Source organism: Paracoccus marcusii, from assembly GCF_006151785.1.
Lineage (GTDB): Bacteria > Pseudomonadota > Alphaproteobacteria > Rhodobacterales > Rhodobacteraceae > Paracoccus > Paracoccus marcusii.
Genome location: NZ_VDDD01000088.1, coordinates 1 through 15,134, shown reverse-complemented (window position 1 = coordinate 15,134; position 15,134 = coordinate 1). Strand labels below are relative to the sequence as shown.

The window sequence follows — 15,134 nt, the reverse complement described above, 5'->3', positions numbered from 1 at the left end:
GCCCGGCGGCTGGCGGCGGCTGGCGGATGCGGCGGTGATCACGGCGGCGGCGGTGTTCCTGCTGGCGCCGCTGATCTCGGTCGCGGCGACGGGCCTGCCGCGCCTGACCGCCCTGCCGCCCGAGGTCTGGGATGCTGCCCTGCGCTCCATCGCAATGGCGGTGACGTCGACCCTGCTGTCGTCGGGGGCGGCGCTGGCACTGGCACTGACCATCGCCCGCGGCGGAGCCCGTTGGGTCGAGGCCGCAGGCATGCTGCCGCTGATCGCCTCTCCACTGGTGCTGGGCACGGGGCTGTTCATCCTGCTGCGCGGCACGGTCACGCCCCAGCAGATGGCCCTGCCGGTCACGGCGCTGATCAACGCGACGATGGCCCTGCCCTTTGCACTGCGCGCGCTGATCCCGGCGGCGCGGGCGTTGGAACAGGATTACGGCCAGCTTGCCGCATCGCTGGACCTGCAGGGCTGCGCACGGCTGCGCCTTCTGGTGCTGCCCCGTCTGGCGCGCCCCTTGGGCTTTGGCGCCGGGCTGGCGGCGGCGCTGGCCATGGGCGATCTGGGCGTCATCACCCTGTTCGCAGGGGATCGCCCAACCCTGCCGCTGATGCTGTACCAGCTGATGAACGGCTATCGCATGGCCGATGCCGCGGCTTGCGCCCTGCTGCTGATGGGGCTCAGCCTGGGGCTGTTCTGGATGTTCGACAGAGGAGGCCGACGTGACGCTTAAATTCCGCGACATCCTGCTGCGACAGGACGACTTCACGCTGACTGCGCACCTGACCGTGCCGCAGGGTCGCCATGCGGTGATCGGCGCATCGGGGTCGGGCAAGTCGACCCTGCTGGCCTTGGTGGCGGGGTTTCTGGCCCCGACAAAGGGCCGGCTGATCTGGGACGGCCAGGATATCACCGACATGACGCCCGGCCAACGACCAGTGTCGATCCTGTTTCAACACCACAATTTGTTCCCTCATTTAACCGTGAAACAAAATGTGGGGATGGGACTGCGCCCGGATCTGCGTCTGGACCGGGATCAGCAGCGCCGCGTGACGCAGGTGCTGGACCATGTCGGCCTGTCCGGCACAGAGGATCGCCGCCCCGCGGCCCTGTCGGGTGGTCAGCAGAGCCGCGTCGCGCTGGCCCGTGTGCTGCTGCGGGCGCGGCCCCTGCTGCTGCTGGACGAACCCTTCGCGGCGCTAGGTCCGGCGCTGAAGTCGGAGATGCTGACCCTGCTGGCGCAGGTGGCGTCCGACACGACGGTGCTGATGGTGACCCATGATCCGGCCGATGCGCGGGCCTTTGCGCCCGACACCCTGCTGGTCGAGGATGGCGCGGTGCACGCCCCCCGCCCCACCGGGCCGCTGCTGGACAATCCGCCGCCGGGACTGCGCGCCTATCTGGGCTAGGCGATCCACAGGCGGATGATCCAGGCGACGGCGCCGATCACCGCCACGCTGGCCAGCCAGATCGCCACGAACCACGCCAGTCGTCGCAGGGATTGCGGCATCAGTGGTACCCCTCCTTGGGGTCCATCTTGCCGCGGAACACCCAATAGGAATAGGCGGTATAGGTCAGGATCACCGGGATCAGCACGGCCGCGCCGACCAGCATGAAGATCTGGCTGTTGCGGGGGGCGGCGGCCTCCCAGATCGTGACCTCCACCGGGACTATGTAGGGGAACATCGAGATCCCCAGCCCGACAAAGCCCAGGATGAACATCCCCAGCGCGCAGAGGAACGGCCAGTAGTCGTGATGACGCACCATCAGCGAGGTGAACATGCCGAAGGCCAGGCCCAGCACGGCGGCACCCACCCCCGCTGCCAGCACGATGTTCCAGCCGCCGAACCAGCGGCTGTAATAGCCGTCCTGCAGGAATGGCGTCCACAGGCTGACCACGCCCATGAAGATCACCGTGCCGACACCCAGCACCCAGGCCCGCTTGCGCATGCGCTCCTGCAGGGGGCCGGCGGTCTTCATCACCAACCATGTCGCGCCCAGAAGGGCGTATCCGACCATGACCGCGACGCCGACCATCAGCGTGAAGGGCGTCAGCCAGTCCCACCAGCCGCCGGAATATTCGCGCGCGGCCTTGTCGACGTCGATACCCTGCAGCAGCCCGCCCAGGGTGATGCCCTGCGCCAGCGCGGCCACCGCCGATCCGCCGATGAAGGCCACGTCCCAGACCTTGCGCCAGCGCTTGGTGCGCCAGCGGAACTCGAACGCGACGCCGCGGAAGATCAGCGCCAGCAGCATCGCCATGATCGGCGCATACAGCGCCGGCAGGATCAGCGCATAGGCCAGCGGAAAGGCCGCGAACAGCCCGCCCCCGCCCAGGACCAGCCAGGTCTCGTTCCCGTCCCAGACCGGCGCGACCGAGTTCATCATGATGTCGCGGTCCTCGCCCTCGGGTTCGACCGCGAACAGCATGCCCAGGCCCAGGTCGAACCCGTCCAGCACGACATAGACCAGCACCGCAAAGGCGATGACGAAGGCCCAGATGACGGTCAGATCCAGCGAAACGCCTTCTGCGAGGGGCATGGTCACTCTCCGGGTTGGACGTTGCGGGTCGGGTGCTGCTGGGCGGGCGTGGTGCCCGCCGTGCGCGTCGGGCTGTTGGTCACGTCCTTCAACCGCGGTTCGTTATTCGCCGGAGAGCGGCTCATCAGACGCAGGATATAGTATGTCCCCGCCCCAAAGACCGCGAAATAGACAATGATGAAGGCCACCAGCGATGCCCCCACCGCGGCCGCGTCCAGGGGTGCGGCGCTGTCCACCGTGCGCAGGTGACCATAGACGGTGAAGGGCTGCCGCCCGACCTCGGTCGTGACCCATCCGGCCAGCACGGCGATCAGCCCCGCAGGAGACATCACAAGGGCGGCGCGGTGCAGCATGGGGCTGTCGAACAGCATCCCCCGCCAGCGCGCCCATAGCGACCAGACCCCGATCCCCAGCATGGCAAAGCCAAGCGCGACCATGATGCGGAACGACCAGAAGACGATGGCCACGGGGGGCTGATCCTCGCGCGGGATGGTGTCCAGGCCCGCAAGCGGCGCGTTCAGGTCGTGCTTCAGGATCAGGGACGACAGCTTGGGGATGCCGATGGCATAGTCCAGGCGCTGTTCGTCCTGGTTCGGGATGCCGAACAGGTACAGCGGCGCGCCTTCGTCATGGCTCTCGAAATGGCCCTCCATCGCCATGACCTTGGCCGGCTGGTGCTCCAGCGTGTTGATGCCGTGGAAATCGCCCAGCACGATCTGGACCGGTGCAAAGATCGCGGCCATCCACATCGCCATGCTGAACATGGTCCGCGTGGCCGGGCTGACCTTGTCGCGGCGGTGCCGGTGGCGCAGCAGGTGCAGGGCCGCAACGCCCCCCACGATGAAGGCCGTGGTCAGATAGGCCGCGGTCACCGTGTGCATCAGGCGGAACGGAAAGGACGGGTTGAAGATCACCTGCCAGAAGTCGGTGGGCAGGAACTGCCCCGTCTCGGGGTCGATCTCGAAGCCCGCGGGGGTGTGCATCCAGCTGTTGACCGACAGGATCCAGAAGGCCGAGAACGCCGTGCCCAACGCCACCGCGGCGCAGGCGATCATGTGCAGCGTGGGCCCGACGCGGTCGCGCCCGAACAGCATGATCCCCAGGAACCCGGCCTCCAGGAAGAAGGCCGACAGGACCTCATAGGCCATCGGCGCGCCGATGACCGGCCCCGCCTTGTCGGAAAAGGCTGACCAGTTTGTGCCGAACTGATAGGACATCACGATGCCCGACACGACGCCCATGGCAAAGGCCAGGGCAAAGATCTTGACCCAGTATCGGAACAGATCCAGGTACTTGTGGTCCTTTGTCCACAGCCACAGCCCGTTCAGGACCGCCAGAAAGCTGGCCAGCCCGATCGTGAAGGCGGGGAACAGGAAGTGGAAGCTGACCGTGAAGGCGAACTGGATCCGGGCCAGCAGGATGGCATCTGCATTGTCGAACATCGGGGGCCTTTCACGGCAGGGGCACGCCCCGCGGGCATGTCGGTTTCGGACCGGTCACCGCCTGCACCACGGGCATATGACCGGACCCATCGTCTTTTGGAATCATAGTGCTCCTACTGGTCGCGGCCGCGCAAGGGCATCGATGTCGCGCCCGCCCCCCTGTGGCGCATCTGCGTCACGGGTGGCACCTTGGGCCGATGTCAGGGGTGCACAGAGGGTGAGGCACCGCCGCCTGTTCCTGCATTGACGGTCGGTGGGGTTTGATTGCTGCACTGCCGGCCCCCGGAAGCGACTGTGCTTCCCGAGCAATGAATTTGGCGCCATGCGGCGGGAGGCACCGGCAATTTTGCTATGCCCGCCCTGGTGGCTTCGACGCTGTCACTTGAGGACGGACCGCGTGGCACGGGTGCTGTCCAAGCCATTCCGTTTGCGCATCACGCGCACGATCCATCAGGCGGCGGTCGCGGGCGTGCCGCAGCCTCGGATGGGCACGATCCGTGATGGCCGGAGGGGGAAAGGCAGCAGGTGCTACATCATCGGCCGTAGCGATGGGAGCGCGACGGAAGGGTGCGTCGAGAATCGCGTCGCCGGTGCCGCCGCCCCGATACCCGCGATCCATATCGAGGATACCGGCGCGACGCGGACTTCAGTTGCCCGTTCCGATCGCGACGGAACGGGCATGTTCGATCAGGTCCCAACGATTTCCCCACGGGTCCCTCCAGACGACGACACGCCCGTAAGGCTCGTCGCGCGGAAGCGTCTCGAACGTCACGCCCGCGGCCTGGAGGCGCTGATAGTCGCGCGTGAAATCGTCCGTCTCCAGGAAAAGCCAGACCCGTCCGCCGCCCTGCTCTCCGATGGACGCGGTCTGGCGGTCTCCGACGGCCCGGGCAAGCAGGATCTCGGTATCGCCACCCGGGGGCGCAATCCGCACCCATCGCTTGCCGTCGCCCAGTTCGGTATCCTCCCGGCACTCGAAACCGATCCGGCGGAAGAAGTCGAGCGCCGCGTCGTAGTCCGGGACCAGCAGGGACAGGTGGGCGATGCGGGCGGGCATGACATTGTGCTTTCCATCGGGACGGTCGCGATGCGTTTCTGGGGCACAGCCCGGTCCGCGACAAGCCCGCCCGTGGCATTTCGCGATCTGGGCGGGAATGCAGGCACGTGTTCGGCGCACGGCAGTCTTATTCCAACGACTGTCGATCCGGGTGATGATCATGCTCGCAGACCATTGAGAAGCGCATGCCCCCGCCCTACGCGCGCCTGAAGGATCCCGCGTCATATGTCCCGCCGCGGATCGTTCGGACATCCCGGCTGGATCTTTGCCCCGCGAGCGTTGATGATGCCGCCGCGGTGGCGCGGGCCAGGGGCGAAAGCCATGCAGAATTGATGCCGTGGTTTCACGGAACGATGGGGAACCCCGGACAGGAACGGGATGCCCGGTGGCAGTCAGAGCGGCTGGCGGAAGCGGTGGAGGCTGCACAACGACGCGAGCGGCTGTCCTATCTTGCATGGGCCTCGGGCGTCTGTGTCGGCGCCGTCGATCTGATCCCGCAGTGGCGGCGGGGCCAGTTCCGACTGTCCTGCTGGGTGCGGTCCTCTGCCTGCCGCCAGGGATATGGGGCTCAGGCGGTGAACGCGATGATACGGGCCGCCTTCGGGGCCTTGGACGCACGTCTGGTGACGACCGGTCATGCCGCGCCCAACACGGCCAGCGCAGGTCTGACACGGATGCTGGGCTTCAGGCAGATCGCATGCCAGCCGCTTGGGTACGAGATGCCCGACGGCCTGCTGGTGGACGGCATCGCCTATGCCATCGAAGATATCGCCGTCCTGCCACCCCTGAAGGTCGCATGGGCCTGACTGACACGACGGCTTTGCCCCGCACGTGATCGGTCGCGCAGGGGCGGTCAGCCCGTCGCGGGCGGCTGATCCGCCACCTCCCGGCACAGCCACTCTCGAAAGCTGCGCATTCCGCTGGTTTCCGGCCTGGACTGCAGGCGGGTCAGCCAATAGGCGCCTGCGACAATGGAATGGTCGAACAGGGTCACAAGACGGCCGCGATCCGTCCAGTGGCCGAAAAGCGCAGGTGGCAGCAGCGCGATCCCGTGCCCCTCCGCCGCCATGTCCGCCAGGGCGATGGAGCTGTCCAGCATCGGCCCCCGCAGGGGCGGGCAGGCCAGGCCCAACCCTGCGAACCACCGTTCCCATTCGCCTGTCCGATAGGATCGCAACAGCGGCTGCTCCAGCATCGCCTGGGGGCCGGACATGGTCCTGGCGCGGTCCGGGGCGCACATGGGGGCCAGGGGCGCGTCCATGATGCGGGTGGCCTGCAGCCCATGCCACGACCCGTCGCCAAAGCGGATGGCCAGGTCAAGCCCTTCGCCCGGAATGCTGACGCGGTTGTTGTTGGCGAAGATGCGCAGGTCCACTTCGGGATGCGCCGCCTCGAACCCGGCCAGGCGCGGGATCAGCCAGCCCGTCGCAAAGGTTCCGACCACGCCCACATGCAGCGCCTCGTGATAGCGCCCGCCCGAGAACCGGTCCAGCGTCGCGCCGATCAGGTCAAGCGATCCGGTCAGGACCGGGGCCAGGGCCGCACCCTCGTCGGTCAGAACCAGCCCTCGGGGCACACGGCGGAACAGGGCCACGCCAAGGCGTTCCTCGAGGTTGCGGATCTGGTGGCTGAGCGCCGCCTGCGTCACGCACAGTTCGATCGCGGCCTTCGACAGCGTCAGGTGCCGGGCCGCGGCTTCGAAGGCCCGCAGCGCATTCAGGGGGATGTTGGGCCGATCCATCACGCATCCATTAGAATTTCTCAACGATAGGGCAAGAAACCATGATTTGATGCCCCTGCAAGATCACAATAGCTCTGGCTGGCAAAATTAATTCATGTCGCGGCGCCGTCGCGACGCCAGAGGGAATTCCATGACCATCATCCGATCCTTGACTGTCGCAGCCGTGCTGCTGACCACCCCCGCCCATGCCCAAGGGCTGACCGAGCAGGCATTCCAGCAGATCAGCGAAGGCGTCTTCCGTCCCGTCATCGAGGAGTTCGACATTCCCGGCATCGCCATCGGCGTGACGATGGACGGACAGCAGTTCTTCTTCACCGATGGATTGGCCGATCGCGCGGCATCGCGCCCCGTCGACCGCGACACGCTGTTCGAGTTGGGATCGAACAGCAAGCTGTTCACCGTGGCCCTGGCGGCCCTTGCAGAACAGCGCGGCCTTTTGTCCCTGCAGGACCCGGTGTCATCCCGGATGCCAGCGCTGGCGGGCAGCGCCTTCGATGCGGTAACGCTGGCCGACCTTGCCGCCCATGCCACGGGTGGCCTGCCCCTGCAGGTGCCCGACGCGGTCACGGACATGGACGGCCTGATGACCTATCTGAACGCCTGGACGCCGCAGGGCGAGGCCGGCACGCTGCGCGCCTATTCCAATGTCAGCATCGGCCTTTTGGGGCTGATCGCGGGAGAGCAGTTCGGGACGACCTACACGGATGCGCTGGCGCGTGACCTTCTTCCCGGACTGGGGCTGGACAGCACCTTCGTCGATGTCCCCGACGCCGAGATGGCACGCTATGCCTTCGGTTATTCCAGAACCGACGACAGCCCGATCCGCGTCAACCCCGGCATGCTGGATGCCGAGGCCTATGGCATCAAGTCGTCGGTGACCGACATGACCCGTTTCCTGGACGCCCATCTGGGCAATCTTACCCTGGAGGGTGAGATCACGGCAGCGCTGGCCCGGACACGCCGGTCGGACTACGACACCGCCCATTACGCGCAGGCCATGATCTGGGAAGGGTATCCCTGGCCCGTGGATGCCGCTGCGCTGGCGGCCGGAAATTCGCCGGACATGGCGATGTCGCCGCACCCCATGACCAAAGTCGACGCGCGCCAATTGGAGGGGGACGTCTATCTGAACAAGACAGGGGCGACCAACGGCTTTGGCTCTTACGTCGCGATGGTGCCGTCCGAACGGATCGGCGTCGTGGTCCTGGCGAACCGCAACTATCCCAACCCGGTCCGGGCGGAAGCGACGCGGGAGCTGATCGTGCAACTGCTGGCGCGCGCCAGAGAGTGAACGGCAGTACTGGATGCACAGGTGACCTGGCCACCATGACGGCTGCGGCCCCGATCCGGGGGCCGCAGCCTTGTTTCAGTCGGCGCGGCCATGCGTCAGGGTTGCGGGCGTCACCATCCGGCGCTGCCAGAGGAACAGCGCGGCGGCCACGGACAGGCCGATGAGGTCGGTCACCCAGCCCACGGCGATCATCGACAGCGCGGCCCCGATCAGCACCAGACGCACCACCATCGACGCGTGCCCAAAGTAGTAGCCGATCACCCCCGCCGACAGCAGGAACATGCCCAGCAGCGCGGTGGCCGTCGCATGGATGATGTCGATCCATTCGCCCTGCATCAGCAGCTCGTGAGAGCCGAAGAACATGAAGGGCACGATGAAGGCCGCAAGGCCCAGGCGGAAGGCCTCGACGCTGGTCTTCATCGGATCTGACCCCGACAGGGCCGCGCCCGCATAGGCGGCCAAGGCCACCGGCGGCGTGATGGCCGACATCACCGCATAGTAGAAGACGAAGAAATGCGCGACCAGCACCGGCACCCCCAGGGCGATCAGCCCCGGCGCCACGACGGCGGCGGCGACCGCATAGGCGGCGGTGGTCGGCATGCCCATCCCCAGGATGATCGAGATGCACATCGCGAAGAACATCGCCAGATACTGGTTCTGATCCGCGATCGACAGAAGCAGCGATGAGAACCGCGCCCCAACCCCGGTCAGCGCGATGACGCCCACGATGATGCCCGCCGCGGCGCAGACCGCGACCATCTGGATGGTCATCTTGGCGCCCATGTCCAGCGCGTTGAAGATCTGGCGCGGGCCCATGCGATGCGGCGTCAGCCAGCTGACCATCGCCGCCGCGGCCATGCCCATCGCGCCCGCCCGGATCACGGAATAGCCCGCGAACAGCGTATAGATCAGGATGATGATCGGCAGGAACAGATACACCTGGCGGATCAGCACCTTGAACTGCGGCAGTTCGGACCGGGGCAGGCCCTTCATGTCCAGCTTGAGCGCCTGGAGGTCGACCATGAAATAGACCGACACGAAATACAGCAGCGCCGGGATGATCGCGGCGATGACGATGTCGGTATAGGGGATGCCGGTGACCTCGGCCATGATGAAGGCGCCCGCGCCCATGATCGGCGGCAGGATCTGCCCGCCCGAGGAGGCCGTGGCCTCGATCGCGGCCGAGGATTTCGGCGAATAGCCGACCTTCTTCATCAGCGGGATGGTCAGCGAGCCGGTGGACACGACGTTGCCCGCCGAGGTGCCGTTGATCATGCCCATCAGACCCGATGCAAAGACCGCGACCTTGGCCGGACCGCCCCGCGCCTGACCGGCGCAGGCAAAGGCGAAGTTCACGAAGTAATCGCCCACCTTCGACGCCTGCAGGAAGGCTGCGAACACGATGAACAGGATGATATAGGTCGAACTGACCGCGATCGGGTCGCCCAGGATGCCCTGGTCGGTGAAGATGTAGGTGAAGAACCGCGTCGCCGTATAGCCCCGATGGTTCAGGAAGCCCGGCAGCCACGGCCCCAGGAAGCTGTAGCCGATGAAGACCGCGACGATGATCACCAGCGCGAGGCCCGTCAGGCGGCGCGTCAGCTCCAGGATCAGCATGACCCCGGTGACCGCGGCCCACAGATCGCCCGGCTGCGCCATCGCCGTGCCCGCCCGCATGCGCAGCGCGCCCACGACGAACAGGATGTAGCCCAGGACCGCGATCGAGGCCAGGCACAGGATCAGGTCGCCCGGATAGATCCGCGACCGGTCCCGCGACGAATAGAGCCAGCCTGCGACGATGGCCGCCCCGGTGCCGATGGCCAGCGGCAGGCCATAGGTGCGGAACCCGAAGGCCGGCGGCATCGCCACCCCGGCCAGCCACCAGGCGCCCCAGGCATAGGCGATGACCGCCAGCCCATAGCCCACGCCCAGGGCCGCCACGCCCAGCAGGGCCAGTTCGGCCATGCCGCGGCGTGCGGGAGCGGTGGCGCTGTCGCTGCGCTGCATCAGCGCGGAATAGGTCAGAAAGCCGATGATCAGGCCGCCGCAGACATGCATCATGCGGTAGGTCCAGGTCTCCAGCGGATAGACGACCATGACGAACAGGTGGAACAACGTATAGGCGGCGCAGAGGACCGCGATCAGCACACCCGTTCCGGCGCGGGGGTCGCGCTGGTTGGGGGCCATCGGTTCGTCATCGACGCCCTGCGCGATGACGGGTCCGGTCCCTGCCGCAGATGCAGCATCAACTGACATGAGGGGTCTCCGTCGGCAAGGACCGCGCGGACGGGGTCCGGGCAGTCGGTCCGATCATGGGGGAAAGGGAAAAGGGTCCGGGGGCCGCAGCCCCCGGAGAATGCGCTCAGCCGCGCAGTTCGGCCGGGATCTCCACCCCGACCTCGTCGAAGTAACGCACGGCGCCCGGGTGGTAGGGCAGGAAGGTGTTCTTGTCGACGTTCTCGGGCAGGGTCTCGGCGGCGGTGGCGTGGATCTGCATCATCGCCTCGTTGCCTTCCATCACCAGCTTGGTGATCTCATAGGCCAGGCTTTCGGGCATGTCCTGATGGGCGACGGCAAAGTTCCACATGGCGACCGTGCCATGCCCCTCGGGGAAGCCCTGGTACATGCCGCCGGGCACCTCGAAGGCGGCCACTTCGGGCATCGCCTCGAGGATCTGCGCGCGCTGCTCCTCGGTGAAGCCGAAAATGTTGACCGGGTTCTCGGCCGCGATCTGGGCAAAGGCGCTGATCGGCACGCCGGCCGCAAAGGCGAAGGCGTCGATCAGGCCGTCCTTGACCTGGCTCGTGGCGTCGTTGGCCCCGGCATAGCTGATGGTCGCGTCGACGCCCAGCACCTCGAAGAAGCGCGGCCAATAGGTGGCGGCGGTGCCGCCCGCCGGTCCGACCGAGACGCGCTTGCCCGCCATGTCGGTGACGTCCGCGATGCCCGACGACTGCAGCGCGACGGCCTCGAACGGGGTCTGATACATGGGGAACAGGGCGCGCAGGGCCTTGTGCTCGACCCCCGGCGCCAGTTCGCTGTTGCCGGTCCAGGCCTCATAAGCGGGGCCCATGGTGACCAGGCCGATCTGGTGGTCGCCGGTCTCGACCAGGGTGGCGTTCTGCACCGGGCCGCCGGTGACCTCGCCCGAGGCGTTCAGGTCCAGGTTCTGGCTGATCAGTCCGGCCAGACCGGTGCCATAGATGAAATAGGTGCCGCCCTGGCTGGCGGTACCGATGGTCAGGCTGCTGGGCCAGTCGGCGCGGTCGTCCTGGGCAAAGGCGGGCGACAGGCTGAAGGTGGCCGCGACGGTCGCGGCGACGGTCATGAAACGCATGAAAATCCTCCCAGATTTTTCCGGGGCCGCACGTCTTGCGCGTGGCGGCCCGACAAAGCCCCTTCAGCTAGGCCATGCCATGCCCTGCACGCAATGCCGCCATGCGCCGGGCGCGCGGGAAAAGCGCCGCCAAGTCGTGGCGATGGGTGGATTCGGTAACATCGGCGTCATCGCGTGGGTGGAAATCCCCCCATCACGGGTCCGGATCGTCGCCCGCATCGACGTAATGCGTCTTGTCGATCATGTATTTCTGCATCTTCTCGTAAAGCGACTTCCGCGACAGGCCAAGCGATTCATAGACCGGCTTCAGCCGCCCGCCATGCGCGGCCAGGGTCGCCACGATCACGTCGCGCTCGAAGGCCGCGACTCGATGGGCCAAGCGCTGCTGTTCGGGGCTGCGCTCCTCGGCCGGCTGCAGGGCGATGCCCAGGGCGTGACGGTCGGCGGCGTTGCGCAATTCGCGGACATTGCCGGGCCAGGCGCGTTCGGCGATCTCGGCCAGCAGGGCGGGGGGCACGGCCACGGCGGCGCGGCGGTGGCGGGCGGCGGCCTCCTGCACCAGCTTGATGAACAGCAGCTGGATGTCCTCGCGCCGCGCGGACAGCGGCGGCATGGTCAGCGTCACCACGTTCAGACGGTACAGCAGATCGGCGCGGAACCGCCCCGCCGCAACCTCCTCCTCCAGCGGCTGGCGCGAGGTCGCGATGAAGCGCACGTCCAGCGCCCGCCCCTCATCCGCGCCCAGGGGGAACATCACCCGGTCCTGGACCACGCGCAGCAGCTTGCCCTGCACGTCCAGGGGCATCGAGCCGATCTCGTCCAGCAGGATGGTACCGCCGCGCGCATGTTCGAATTTTCCGTAACGCGGGCGCAGGGCGCCGGGAAAGGCGCCCGCCTCATGGCCGAACAGTTCCGATTCGATCAGCGACGCGGGCAGCGCCGCGCAGTCGATGGCGATGAAGGGCCGCCCCGCGCGCGGCGACAGGTCGTGCAGGGCACGCGCCACGACCTCCTTGCCGGTGCCGGTCTCTCCGACGATCAGCACGTCGGCCTCGGTCGGGCCGATGGTGCGCAGGCGGCGGCGCAGGTCGATCATCACGTTGGACCGCCCGACCAGCCGCGTCTCCAGATCGTCCGCCTGTCCCGCCGCCGCCCGCAGGACGCGGTTCTCCAGCACAACTCGGCGGTAATCCATCGCGCGGGACGCGATCTCGGCCAGCTGCGCGCCGTCGAATGGCTTTTCGACGAAATCATAGGCCCCCTCGCGCATCGCGCGCACGGCCAGCTGGATGTCGCCATGCCCGGTCACCAGGATCACCGGGATGTCCACGTCGATCTCGCGGATGCGACTCATCAGGGTCAGCCCATCCATGCCCGGCATGCGGATGTCGGTCACCACAATGCCGCCGAAACCGAACCCCACGCGGTCCAGCGCGGATTGGGCATCGGGGGCCTCCTCGACCTCGAACCCCTCCAGCTCCAGGGCCTGGGCGGTCGACAGACGCATGTCGGGCTCGTCATCGACCAGCAGGATGCGGCCCGCGATCATGGCGCGATCTCGGGCAGGTCGATGCGAAAGGCCGCACCGCGATCGCAGGGAAGAATGCGCAATTCGCCTCCGAAATCCTTGATGATATTGAAAGAGATCGACAGCCCCAGCCCCAGGCCGCTACCCACCCCCTTTGTCGAGAAGAACGGATCGAAGATGCGATCCTCCAACCCCTGAGCGATGCCGGGGCCGTTGTCGCTGACGGTCAGCAGGACGCGCCCGTCCGTCCGCCGCCCCTCGATGCGGATCGCGCCGTCGGGGCGGCCGTCCAGCGCGTCCAGCGCATTGGCGACCAGGTTCACCACCACCTGCTGGAACCGCACCGGCCCCGCCCGCACCATCAGCGGACCGGGCGGCAGATCGACGACCAGCGCGACGGGCTGGCGGTCGATGCGCCAGGCGATCACCTCCAGCGCGTCGCGCAGCACGTCATGCAGGTCCACGTCGGACAGCTGGGCATTGGGCTTGCGGGCAAAGTTGCGCAGCGTGCGGCCGATCTCGGTCATGCGATCGGTCAGCGACAGGATGCGCGTCAGGTTCAGGCGCGCATCGGCGGCGCGGTCGCGGTCCAGATAGGTCACTGCATTGGCGGCAAAGTTGCGCACCGCGCCCAAGGGCTGGTTCAGCTCATGCGACAGGGCCGCCGACATCTGCCCCAGGGCGGCCAGCTTGGCCGATTGCACCAGATGACGCTGCGTGCGGCGCAGCTCGGCCTCGGTGGCGCGACGTTCCGTGACCTCAGCGCCAAGGCGGGCGTTCAGCTGCGCCAGCTCGGCCGTGCGGGCGGCAACGCGCCCTTCCAGCTGGGCCTGGGCCTCGGCCTGGATCGACAGGCGTTCGCGCAGGCGGGCCCGGCGCTGCGCCCAGGCGGTCAGCAGCGCGACCCCTACGCCCAGGATCATCAGCGCCGCCAGCGTTCCGATCAGCGCCTGCCGCCGCGCAGGTGCGGTGTCCAGCAGCACATGCACGGTCCAGTCGGCCTCGGGCATGGCCTCGGAGACGGTCAGGAACTCGCGCCGCGTCTCGGGCAGCTCCAGCCGTCGGATGTCATGACCTGCGGCCTCGCCCGCCACGCGCAGGGGCAGCATCAGCAGCGGCTCATCATCATAGCGCCGGGTGGCGGCGATGCGCGCCCGCGTCCGGGGCGTCAGCGGCGCGATCGAGCGGAACTGCCAGTCGCGGCGGCTGGCCAGAAAGACGATCCCCTCGCCGTCGGTCACGATCATCTCGTATTCGGCGGCGCGCCAGCTGTCCTCGATCGCATCCATGTCGACCTTCAGTACCAGCACGCCGACGATCCTCCCCCGGTCCCTGAGCGCCCGGCCAAAGTAATACCCCCGCTTGCCCGAGGTCGTCCCAAGCGCCGAGAACCGCCCCTGCCCCCCAGCCAGCGCATCGGTGAAATAGGGACGATAGTCGAACCGTTCGCCCACGAAGCTGAACGCCTGGTCGAAGTTGCTGGCGGCCACGGTCATGCCGTCAGGTGCCATGACATAGGCATCCGACAGCCCCATCAACCGTGCCAGATGGCGCAGATAGAGGTTCGCCGCGGCCAACCGCACCGGATCCGCATCCGGCGCAAGCGCACGCACCAGGACGGGATTCCGGTCCATGAGGTCAGGCAACCGCTCGTATCGCGCCAGCTCTCCGCGAAGGCCAGACACGGCAAGCCGCAGGATGTTCTCTCCCTGCGGCACCGTCGCGACGATATAGTATCGCGCCAGAAGGGCGTTTCCGCCGATGGCCACGGCAAGACAAAGCGTCATGACCACCAGCGCGACCCAGATGCGCCGCGCATTGCCAAGCCTGCCGATCACGGAATGCGGCCCATCCTCCCGTCGCATCGGATACCCGCCCCCTTGTCCCGACCGCCATCACACCATGAAATCAGCTGATGGTTCAACCGCTCAGGGACGTATAGCAATGCTCTGCTCGCCGCTTGTTCCGCAGGAAATGGAAGAAGGGGTCCATCGACCCTGTTACACAAATCGGCTTATGGTCGGAGTCCCTTTTCCCGGAAGGACTTATCCTACGGCCTCGGTTATGGGTATGCCGAGCGCAACGTCGCCGTTTATAACGGCGGTGCGGACCTGGACTTCTGAGTTGCCCCCTGAAAGCTGGGCACTGACGTAAGCTCTGTTTTTGCTGTCTGCTGATCTTCATCACGAGGGAGATCGACGATGTC

The 15,134-nt window shown here is 67.1% G+C and carries 13 protein-coding genes; 4 read left to right on the top strand and 9 right to left on the bottom strand.

Translation table 11 applies throughout. The features are described 5' to 3' along the window. Positions 1-724, top strand: a 724-nt coding sequence (locus FHD68_RS13315; protein ID WP_139085972.1) for an ABC transporter permease family protein, incomplete at its 5' end; no start/stop codon positions are given. Continuing rightward, complete coding sequence (locus FHD68_RS13310; protein ID WP_127897490.1) at positions 714-1,400, top strand: thiamine ABC transporter ATP-binding protein; 687 nt, start codon at positions 714-716, stop codon at positions 1,398-1,400. The genes FHD68_RS13315 and FHD68_RS13310, both read left to right, overlap by 11 nt. Here FHD68_RS13310 and FHD68_RS13305 read toward each other — a convergent pair. The 4 genes from FHD68_RS13305 to FHD68_RS13285 all read right to left on the bottom strand — a co-directional run bounded on the left by FHD68_RS13305 (position 1,397) and on the right by FHD68_RS13285 (position 5,031). Further along, positions 1,397-1,501: a DUF2474 family protein gene (locus FHD68_RS13305; protein ID WP_127897491.1), complete on the bottom strand. Its 105-nt coding sequence runs from the start codon at positions 1,499-1,501 to the stop codon at positions 1,397-1,399. The genes FHD68_RS13310 and FHD68_RS13305 overlap by 4 nt on opposite strands. After that, on the bottom strand, positions 1,501-2,532 hold the full coding sequence (cydB, locus tag FHD68_RS13300) for a cytochrome d ubiquinol oxidase subunit II (RefSeq protein WP_127897492.1): 1,032 nt from the start codon (positions 2,530-2,532) through the stop codon (positions 1,501-1,503). The genes FHD68_RS13305 and cydB overlap by 1 nt, the downstream gene beginning before the upstream one ends. Positions 2,533-2,534: 2 nt before the next feature. Then, complete coding sequence (locus FHD68_RS13295) at positions 2,535-3,974, bottom strand: cytochrome ubiquinol oxidase subunit I (RefSeq protein WP_045982780.1); 1,440 nt, start codon at positions 3,972-3,974, stop codon at positions 2,535-2,537. Positions 3,975-4,620: 646 nt separating this feature from the next. After that, positions 4,621-5,031, bottom strand: a complete 411-nt coding sequence (locus FHD68_RS13285) for a VOC family protein (protein ID WP_127899250.1) — start codon at positions 5,029-5,031, stop codon at positions 4,621-4,623. A 185-nt stretch (positions 5,032-5,216) separates the two neighbouring features. On the opposite strand from FHD68_RS13285, the gene FHD68_RS13280 reads away from it, so the two are divergent. Continuing rightward, a complete protein-coding gene (locus FHD68_RS13280; RefSeq protein ID WP_127897493.1) occupies positions 5,217-5,837 on the top strand; it encodes a GNAT family N-acetyltransferase in 621 nt (206 codons plus the stop codon). Between the two features lie 47 nt (positions 5,838-5,884). Here the strand turns inward: FHD68_RS13280 and FHD68_RS13275 are convergent, their stop codons facing one another. Next, positions 5,885-6,772, bottom strand: a complete 888-nt coding sequence (locus FHD68_RS13275; RefSeq protein ID WP_127897494.1) for a LysR family transcriptional regulator — start codon at positions 6,770-6,772, stop codon at positions 5,885-5,887. A 130-nt stretch (positions 6,773-6,902) separates the two neighbouring features. On the opposite strand from FHD68_RS13275, the gene ampC reads away from it, so the two are divergent. Then, the gene (gene ampC / locus FHD68_RS13270; RefSeq protein ID WP_139085970.1) at positions 6,903-8,063 is read left to right on the top strand and encodes a class C beta-lactamase; all 1,161 of its coding nucleotides are present in this window, start codon (positions 6,903-6,905) and stop codon (positions 8,061-8,063) included. A 75-nt stretch (positions 8,064-8,138) separates the two neighbouring features. Here ampC and FHD68_RS13265 read toward each other — a convergent pair whose 3' ends face one another. The 4 genes from FHD68_RS13265 to FHD68_RS13250 form a co-directional block, all read right to left on the bottom strand. Then, positions 8,139-10,319 carry a TRAP transporter permease gene (locus FHD68_RS13265; RefSeq protein ID WP_139085968.1) on the bottom strand — a complete coding sequence of 727 codons (2,181 nt, stop codon included), beginning with the start codon at positions 10,317-10,319 and terminating at the stop codon, positions 8,139-8,141. Positions 10,320-10,425: 106 nt separating this feature from the next. Then, the gene (locus FHD68_RS13260; protein ID WP_045982785.1) at positions 10,426-11,400 is read right to left on the bottom strand and encodes a TAXI family TRAP transporter solute-binding subunit; all 975 of its coding nucleotides are present in this window, start codon (positions 11,398-11,400) and stop codon (positions 10,426-10,428) included. 193 nt (positions 11,401-11,593) lie between these two features. Beyond that, positions 11,594-12,949 (bottom strand): sigma-54-dependent transcriptional regulator, encoded by a 1,356-nt coding sequence (locus FHD68_RS13255; RefSeq protein ID WP_127897497.1) that lies wholly within the window; start codon positions 12,947-12,949, stop codon positions 11,594-11,596. Continuing rightward, on the bottom strand, positions 12,946-14,793 hold the full coding sequence (locus tag FHD68_RS13250) for a sensor histidine kinase (protein ID WP_127897498.1): 1,848 nt from the start codon (positions 14,791-14,793) through the stop codon (positions 12,946-12,948). Before FHD68_RS13250 ends, FHD68_RS13255 begins: the two co-directional genes overlap by 4 nt. Positions 14,794-15,134 lie beyond the last annotated feature (341 nt).

What these genes read in the sequence shown, in the direction of transcription:
- FHD68_RS13280 (WP_127897493.1), top strand. Translation starts at nt 5,217, where the DNA reads ATGCCCCCGCCCTACGCGCGCCTGAAGGATCCCGCGTCATATGTCCCG.
- ampC (WP_139085970.1), top strand. Translation starts at nt 6,903, where the DNA reads ATGACCATCATCCGATCCTTGACTGTCGCAGCCGTGCTGCTGACCACC.
- FHD68_RS13265 (WP_139085968.1), bottom strand. Translation starts at nt 10,319, where the DNA reads ATGTCAGTTGATGCTGCATCTGCGGCAGGGACCGGACCCGTCATCGCG.
- cydB (WP_127897492.1), bottom strand. Translation starts at nt 2,532, where the DNA reads ATGCCCCTCGCAGAAGGCGTTTCGCTGGATCTGACCGTCATCTGGGCC.
- FHD68_RS13255 (WP_127897497.1), bottom strand. Translation starts at nt 12,949, where the DNA reads ATGATCGCGGGCCGCATCCTGCTGGTCGATGACGAGCCCGACATGCGT.
- FHD68_RS13285 (WP_127899250.1), bottom strand. Translation starts at nt 5,031, where the DNA reads ATGCCCGCCCGCATCGCCCACCTGTCCCTGCTGGTCCCGGACTACGAC.
- FHD68_RS13295 (WP_045982780.1), bottom strand. Translation starts at nt 3,974, where the DNA reads ATGTTCGACAATGCAGATGCCATCCTGCTGGCCCGGATCCAGTTCGCC.
- FHD68_RS13305 (WP_127897491.1), bottom strand. Translation starts at nt 1,501, where the DNA reads ATGCCGCAATCCCTGCGACGACTGGCGTGGTTCGTGGCGATCTGGCTG.
- FHD68_RS13275 (WP_127897494.1), bottom strand. Translation starts at nt 6,772, where the DNA reads ATGGATCGGCCCAACATCCCCCTGAATGCGCTGCGGGCCTTCGAAGCC.
- FHD68_RS13260 (WP_045982785.1), bottom strand. Translation starts at nt 11,400, where the DNA reads ATGCGTTTCATGACCGTCGCCGCGACCGTCGCGGCCACCTTCAGCCTG.
- FHD68_RS13250 (WP_127897498.1), bottom strand. Translation starts at nt 14,793, where the DNA reads ATGCGACGGGAGGATGGGCCGCATTCCGTGATCGGCAGGCTTGGCAAT.